A 7,185-nucleotide genomic window follows, 5' to 3' on the forward strand; every position below is an offset into this window, starting at 1 on the left:
TCGGCGCGGCACCGCCTCTGGCGCGGCGGAGCGAACGGGGCGCCTTCCCGGCCAGGACGACGGCGGGGGAAGGCTTCAGGCGCTGTCCACCCTATTGCCTCCACCGCATTGACTCCGCCCCCGCGCCCGGTCGCCCCGGCACGCCCGGTCACCGTGGCGCACCTGGTCACCGCGGTACGCCCGGTCACCAAGGCCTGCCCGGTCACCGAGGCCCGCCTGGGCAGCGGGGTCCACCGCCCTCACCGGGCCGCCCGTGCGCGCCTCCCGAACGGGCGGCCCGCCGACCCGGCGGGTGCCCGCCGGCCAGGACGGCTCGAGCGTCGGCCCGGCCGGTCCCGCCGGCGGCGGGGCTCATCCCGCGTCCGGCATGTCCGCCCCCGCGCTCGGGCCGTCCGCCGCGGCGCCCTCCTGGCGGGGCGGAGGCAGGACGGGCTGGAGGACCAGCATGCGTTCGACGAGGCGGAGGAACATGGCCACGTCGCGTATCAGGTCGTCGGCGTCGCGCCGACTGGCCGCGCCCCGGATGCCTGCCTCGGCACGGGCGCGGCGCCCGGCCCCGGAGGCGAACAGCGCGCTCCACTCCGCCAGTTCGGGCGCTATCTCGGGGAGCACCTCCCACGCGCTCCTGATCCGGGCCCGGCGCCGGGGAGTGGTCTCCGGGCGTCCCCGGGCCGCGAGGACCGCGGCGGCGGTGCGCAGCGCGGCGAGGTGGGCCGTGGCGTACCGCTCGTTGGGGGCGTCGAGGACGGTGGCCTCGTCCAGCCCGGCGTGGGCCTGGGCGAGCAGGTCGAGGGCGGCGGGCGGGGCCGTGGTCCGGCGCAGCACGGGGTGCACGTCGCTCGCCGGGCCGGTCAGTGAGGGGGCAGGGCCGGTGGCGCGTCGCCGACGTGCGGCTGCTGCGTGGGAGTTGGCCATGACGAACCTCCTGTCGTCTGGGTGACGGCACGATCCTGTCCGGTGGTGCCGTATGCGCTCATCGTGCGCCATACCACTGACAATCCGTTGCGACCTGGGCTTTTGCCTCGATCGAAAGTTCGAGTTATTTTTTGCACTGACCAGTCAGTTCAAAAATTGCCACGGTGGGGAACCGTGCGCGGAGCCACCGTCACCGCCGAGGGCTTCGGGCTGCGGGGGCCGCGCGGCCGGGCCTTCCGGGACGTCGGTCTCGACGCGGGGCCCGGCTCGCTGATCGCGGCCGAGGGCCCCTCCGGCTCCGGCCGGAGGGGCCTGCTGCTCGCGCTCACCGGCCGGACGAGGGCCACCGAGGGCACGGCGGCCGTCGGCACCGCACGTCGGCGGGCGGCACCTACCCGGTGCAGACGGGTCCGGGCCTCTTCGACGTCCTGCACCCCTTCCTGCCGACGAGCCACGTCGCCGAGGCGCCGCGCCGGCTCGTCACGGGCGGCGGCCTGGAACCGGTGTCGCACGCGTGCCCGGTGCGCTGACCGCCTTCACGGCGGGCGCCCCGGCGCCGACCTCGCTGTCCGCTCGCCGCCGCCAGGTGGGGACGCCGGACCGGCTGCACCCGGAGCTGACCCTGCGACCGGGCGGCCGGGGCCTTCGGCGGGGCGGCTTCCTGTGACAATCGGGGGCATGGACAGCACCACCACGCCGACCGGCCGCACCCGCCGCGAGGCCACCCGGCAGAAGCTCTACGAGGCAGCCGTCACGCTCATCGCCGAGCAGGGCTTCTCCGCGACCACCGTGGACGAGATCGCCGAGCGGGCGGGCGTCGCGAAGGGAACGGTCTACTACAACTTCGCGAGCAAGTCGGTCCTCTTCGAGGAGTTGCTGCGGCACGGCGTGGGGCTGCTCACGGCGTCCCTCCGGGAGGCCGCCGAGAGCACGGAGCGCCGCGGCGGCAGCCGGGTCGACGCGCTGGACGCGATGATCCGCGCGGGCCTGGTCTTCATCGACCGCTACCCGGCGTTCACCCAGCTCTACGTGGCCGAGCTCTGGCGCACCAACCGGGCCTGGCAGGCCACGCTCATGGTGGTGCGGCAGCAGGCGGTGGCCGTCGTCGAGGGCGTGCTGCGCGAGGGCATCGAACACGGCGAGTTCAGCGACGAGATCGACGTCCCGCTGACCGCGGCCGCGCTGGTCGGCATGGTCCTGGTGGCCGCCCTGGACTGGCAGGCCTTCCAGCCGGAGCGGTCCCTGGACGACGTCCACGCGGCCCTGTCCCGGCTGCTCCAGGGCCGGGTCAGCGGGCGCTGAGCACTCCGCGGGAGGTGGCGCGACCGGCCGCCGGAGCGGACACGGGAGCGCCGGTCCGCGGTGGCCACGTCCCCCGTGTGCCACCGCGGACCGGCGCTCCCTGGTACTTCCCCCGTACTCCCCCGTGTTCCCCCGTCCGGTCGTTCCCGGACAGCCCCCGTGCCTCGCCTCCGCCGGCCGGGCCGGCGGAAGGAGCGGTCCAGGACCGGCACCGTTCCGCCGCCCCGTGTCGGCGGTGCGGTGCCGGGCCCCTTTCCGTGAGCTCCACTCTTCCGTCCGCCCGGGTCGCGGCCCATCCGCGCGCGTACTCATCTCGGCGGCTAGGTACGGCTACTCAGACCCTGGGTGCCCGGCCCCAGGCCGCCAGGCGGCCGGGCGGCCGGGCAGCCGGGCAGCCGGGCAGCCGGGCGGCCGGGCCCGCGCCGTCACCGCCGGTGGCGGCCGATAAAGTCGCGGGCATGGCACGGATTGCGGTGATCGGCGCCGGGATGGGCGCGCTGGCGGCTGCCGCCCGGCTGGCCGTCGCGGGCCACCGGGTGACGGTGTACGAGCGGACGGAGACGTACGGGGGCGCGGTGCGCCGCTTCGAGCGGGACGGGTTCCGCTTCGACACGGGCCCCGGCCTGCTGACCCTGCCCGCGGTCTGGCGCGACCTCTTCGTCAAGACCGGCAGGGAACCGCTGGAGGACCGTATCGAGCTGGTCCAGGTCGACCCGTCGGCGCGGCACGTGTTCGCCGACGGCACCGAGGCCGTGCTGCCGAACGCCTCACGCGCGGGTGTCGTCGCCGCCCTGGACGGGGCGCTGGGCCCGGGGGCCGGCGGGCGGTGGGGCGACTTCCTGGTCCGGGCCCGCGAGGCCTGGGACCGCACGCGCCGCCCGCTCCTGGAGGAGCCGCTGTGGCCGGACTGGACGGTGCTCGCCGACCGCGAGCCCTACCCGGCGGTGCCGCACAAGCGCCTGCTGCGCACCCGGCGGGCCGGCACGCTCGCCGAGGTCGGCGCCTGGGAACTGCGCGACCCCCGGCTCGCCGCCCTCCTGGAGAGCCACGCGCTCGCCCACGGCCTCGATCCACGGGTCACCCCGGCGAGCGCGGCCGTGCTGCCGTACATGGAGCACGCCTTCGGCACGTGGTCCGTGCGCAGGGGCGTGCGCGAGCTGGCCCGCGCGGTGTACGAGAGGTGCCTGGACCGCCGGGTCGTGTTCGAGTTCGGTGCCGAGGTCATCCGGATCGTGGAGAAGGACGGCCGGGTGGCGGGCGTGGAGCCGGCCGGGGGCGGTGTGGCGGAGGCGGACTTCGTGGTCGCGCCGGGGGCCGGCGGCTTCGGGGGGCTGCCGCCGCGCGGCCCGGGCGAGGTCGTGCCCCAGCGGGGCCTGCCGAGCCGGCTCACCGTGCTGCTCGCACTGCGCGGCGGGCGTCCGGAGGGGACCGCGCACCGGACGGTGGTGCACGCGCGGGACCGCGAGGGCGAGCTGGAGGCCCTGTTCGGTACGGCGCCCGCGCCGGCCGCCGATCCGACGGTCACGGTGCTGCGGCCCGGGGACCCGGGTCTCGTCCCGGACCCCGACCACGAGGCGGTCACCCTGAGTGCCGTCGTCCCGGCCGGGACCGAGCCGGGGACCGACCTGGTGGAGGCGGTGCTCGACGTCGCCGAGCGCGCCCTGCCGGGTCTGCGGGACCGCGTCCTGTGGCGGGAGGTGCGCACCCCGGCGGACATCGCGCGGGAGACCGGCGCGGAGGGCGGGTCCGTCCCGGCTCCGGCGCTGGCGGCGGCGGGGGGCCGGCTGCTGCACCCGGCCAACTCGACCGCTCTGGCGGGCCTGTTCACCGCGGGCGGCTGGGCGCATCCGGGCGGCGGGCTTCCCCACGCGGGCATGTCGGGCGCGCTGGTGTCCGGACTCATCGTGGAGGGGCCGGGGTTCCGCGGCTCGCAGTGAGCCCCTGCCGTCGCTTGCGCCACCGCCACCCGCGCCACCGCCGGTGCCGTCACCGTCCGTGATGCCACCGCCCGTGCCGCCGCTCGGGGCGGCGGCGGTCGTGAGCGTCCGTCAGAAGCGGTACTGCTCGTCGTAGCCGTTGCCCTGCCGCTGTCCGTCGCCCTGGTGGGGATACGGCTGCTCGGGCGGGAGTTCGCCGGCGAGCGGGTCGTCGGTGCTGCGCTGCTGCGGGACCCAGACGCCGCCGGCCGGGGTCCCGTCGTGGCCGCCGGTGCCGTACTGGTCCTGGCCGTAGCCCTGCTGCGGGTACTGCTGCTGGTCGTACCCGGCGTCGTAGGAGCCGCCGCCGTAGGTCTGGGTGCCGATGTAGGGGTCGGAGTAGGCCGCGTACTGCTGCTCTCCGGAGGCGTCGTAGCCGTACTGCTGCTGGCCGTATCCGGAGTAGCCGTCGTAGCCGTATCCCTGGTCGGTGCCCTGGGCGGCGCCCGCGTACTGGTCCTGAGGCTGGGGCTGGGTGGCGGACGCGTAGGCGGTGTCGCTGTACACGCCGTAGGAGCCGGTGTCGTCGGGCAGGGGCTGCGGCTCGTAGACGGAGGCGGCCGCCGTGGCGTCGGCGCCGCGCGCGGGGGGCGTGAACACGTCGTCGCGGTCGTCGTCGCCGTAGGCGCTCTCGTCCCGGCCGTACGCGACGTCGCCGCCGCCGTACGGCGTGCCCGCGTCCCCGCCGTACGGGCCGGGGCCGTCCCCGTTCTCCTCCAGGCCGGAGACCTCCAGGGCCGGGTCCCGGCGCTCGCCCCTGCCGCGGCGGCGCTTGGTGTCCTCGGCGCCGGGGCGCCCGACGGCCCAGCCCTCGGCGAAGCCGCGGCGGAACGACAGCGTGACGTAGGTCTGGCCGACCGCGAAGGCGGCCGCCCCCACACCGATGACGACGACGGACGGGATCAGGACACCGACCACCACGCCGAGGAAGCCGCCGAAGGCGAGCAGCCGCCAGCGCAGCCGTGCCTTGTACTGCAGCAGCACCTCACCGAGCAGCCACAGCGCGACGATGCCGAACGCGATGTAGAGGACCGTCCAGCCCATGTACGCCCCTCTCCCCTCGGCCGCTGCGCAGTGTTCCGTAAGGCGTGGCGACCGGTCTAGGCCCGCGGTGGGTGGTGCAGGCCCAGGTTCTCGTAGATTTCCAGCGTCGCCGTGGAGTTGTTGAGCGTGATGAAGTGCAGTCCTGGCACTCCCTCGGCGAGCAGCCGAGCGCAGAACTCCGTGGCGAAGTCGATGCCAATGGAGCGTACAGCGGCCGCGTCGTCTTTGGCTGTGAGGATCCGCTCTTTCAGCGCCGCCGGGAAGCGGGCGTTGCTGAGCTTGGGCAGCCTCTCCAGCATCTTCACACTCGTCACCGGCAGGATCTCGGGGATCACCGGGGTCGCGCAGCCGGCCGCCGACACCCGGTCCCGCAGCCGCAGGTAGGAGTCGGGCTCGAAGAACATCTGCGTGATGGCGTAGTCGGCGCCGGCCCGGCACTTGTCGACGAAGCGCGCGACGTCGGTGTCCCAGTCGCTGGAACGCGGGTGCATCTCGGGGAAGGCGGCGACGCCGACGCAGAAGTCGCCCGACTCCTTGATCAGCTGGACGAGTTCGGCGGCGTAGGTGAGGCCCTGCGGGTGCGGCACCCACTCCCCCATGGGGTCGCCCGGCGGGTCGCCGCGCACGGCGAGCATGTTGCGGATCCCGGCGTCGGCGTACTGCCCGATGATGTTGCGGAGTTCGGCGACGGAGTGGTCCACGGCCGTGAGGTGCGCGACCGGGGTGAGGGTGGTGTCGACGACGATCTGCTGGGTCTCCTTGACCGTGGTCGCCCGCGTGGTGCCGCCGGCGCCGTAGGTGACGGAGACGAAGTCGGGGGCGACGGCCTCGACCCGCCGGAGCGCGTTCCACAGGTTCCGCTCGCCCTGGACGGTCTTCGGCGCGTAGAACTCGAACGAGTACGTCGTCTTGCCTGCGGCCAGGATGTCGCGCACGGTGCGGGCGCGGTCGGTCCTGGTGGAGGCGGTTCCGAGGGCCATACCCGCAGGTTAACCAGGGCAGGGACCTCCCCCAACCGAAACCCGGAAATTTGCCCGAATTGTCGGCTTGTTGTCCACCCCTTGGACAGGCGGGGCGACTCGGGGAAAGGGGCCGGGGGAAGGGGGCCGGACGGGTGAACGGGCCGCCGTCCGGGCTTCGGCTCAGACCGCGCGCAGCCGCTTGGCGAACTCCGCCGCCGCGGCCCCCGGATCGTCGGCCTCCGTGAGGGCCCGGACGACCACGACGCGACGGGCGCCCGCCTCCAACACCTCGTCGAGGTTGCCGAGGTCGACGCCGCCGATCGCGAACCAGGGACGCCCGGTGCCCAGCGCCGCCGTGTGACGGACCAGGCCGAGGCCGGGGGCCGGGCGGCCGGGCTTGGTGGGGGTGGGCCAGCAGGGGCCCGTGCAGAAGTAGTCGACGCCGTCCTGGACGGCCGCGGCGTCCGCCTCCGCCGCGCTGTGCGTGGAGCGGCCGATCAGCACGTCGTCGCCGAGGAGGGCGCGGGCGGCGGGGACCGGCAGGTCGCCCTGGCCGAGGTGGAGGACCTGGGAGCCGGCGGCGTGGGCGACGTCCGCCCGGTCGTTGACCGCGAGCAGCCTGCCGTGGCGTGCGCAGGCGTCGGCGAACACCTCGAGGTGCTCCAGTTCCGCCGCCGCCTCCATGCCCTTGTCGCGCAGCTGCACGATGTCGACGCCGCCCGCGAGGACCGCGTCCAGGAACTCCGGAAGGTCGCCCTGGCGCTCACGGGCGTCCGTGCAGAGGTAGAGACGGGCGTCGGCGAGCTGGGAGCGGGCCGTGTCGGACATGCGTGGGTCCCCCGGGGCGTGGCGGCGCCCCGGGTTCTTCCCGGGGCGGCGGGGGGGGGGGGGGCGCGCCCCCCCCCCCCCCCCCACCCGGGGGGGCGGGGGCCCCGCCCCCGGGGGGGGGGGGGGCGGGGGCCGCCCACCACACCGCCGCCCCCCGG

Annotated in this window: 6 protein-coding genes and 1 pseudogene; 3 read left to right on the forward strand and 4 right to left on the reverse strand. The window is 75.6% G+C overall.

What is annotated here, in order from left to right; translation table 11 throughout:
- Nucleotides 1–351 precede the first annotated feature (351 nt).
- On the reverse strand, nucleotides 352–915 hold the full coding sequence (locus ACF09K_RS23140; protein WP_392246272.1) for an SAV_6107 family HEPN domain-containing protein: 564 nt from the start codon (nucleotides 913–915) through the stop codon (nucleotides 352–354).
- A gap of 374 nt (nucleotides 916–1,289) precedes the next feature.
- On the opposite strand from ACF09K_RS23140, the pseudogene ACF09K_RS23145 reads away from it, so the two are divergent.
- The 3 genes and pseudogenes from ACF09K_RS23145 to ACF09K_RS23155 all read left to right on the forward strand — a co-directional run.
- Nucleotides 1,290–1,582, forward strand: a pseudogene (locus tag ACF09K_RS23145) (hypothetical protein); the annotation flags it as partial.
- 11 nt (nucleotides 1,583–1,593) lie between these two features.
- Nucleotides 1,594–2,217, forward strand: coding sequence for a TetR/AcrR family transcriptional regulator (locus ACF09K_RS23150; RefSeq protein WP_392246273.1), 624 nt, complete (start codon nucleotides 1,594–1,596; stop codon nucleotides 2,215–2,217).
- Between the two features lie 458 nt (nucleotides 2,218–2,675).
- A complete protein-coding gene (locus tag ACF09K_RS23155) occupies nucleotides 2,676–4,154 on the forward strand; it encodes a phytoene desaturase family protein (RefSeq protein ID WP_392246275.1) in 1,479 nt (492 codons plus the stop codon).
- A 111-nt stretch (nucleotides 4,155–4,265) separates the two neighbouring features.
- On the opposite strand, the gene ACF09K_RS23160 is transcribed toward ACF09K_RS23155, so the two are convergent.
- The 3 genes from ACF09K_RS23160 to thiE all read right to left on the reverse strand — a co-directional run bounded on the left by ACF09K_RS23160 (nucleotide 4,266) and on the right by thiE (nucleotide 7,027).
- On the reverse strand, nucleotides 4,266–5,237 hold the full coding sequence (locus tag ACF09K_RS23160) for a hypothetical protein (protein WP_392246276.1): 972 nt from the start codon (nucleotides 5,235–5,237) through the stop codon (nucleotides 4,266–4,268).
- Between the two features lie 56 nt (nucleotides 5,238–5,293).
- The gene (gene metF / locus ACF09K_RS23165) at nucleotides 5,294–6,217 is read right to left on the reverse strand and encodes a methylenetetrahydrofolate reductase [NAD(P)H] (protein WP_392246277.1); all 924 of its coding nucleotides are present in this window, start codon (nucleotides 6,215–6,217) and stop codon (nucleotides 5,294–5,296) included.
- A 162-nt stretch (nucleotides 6,218–6,379) separates the two neighbouring features.
- Nucleotides 6,380–7,027: a thiamine phosphate synthase gene (gene thiE, locus ACF09K_RS23170; RefSeq protein ID WP_392246279.1), complete on the reverse strand. Its 648-nt coding sequence runs from the start codon at nucleotides 7,025–7,027 to the stop codon at nucleotides 6,380–6,382.
- Between the last annotated feature and the right edge of the window lie 158 nt (nucleotides 7,028–7,185).

The organism is Streptomyces sp. NPDC014882, from assembly GCF_043081325.1.
Lineage (GTDB): Bacteria > Actinomycetota > Actinomycetes > Streptomycetales > Streptomycetaceae > Streptomyces.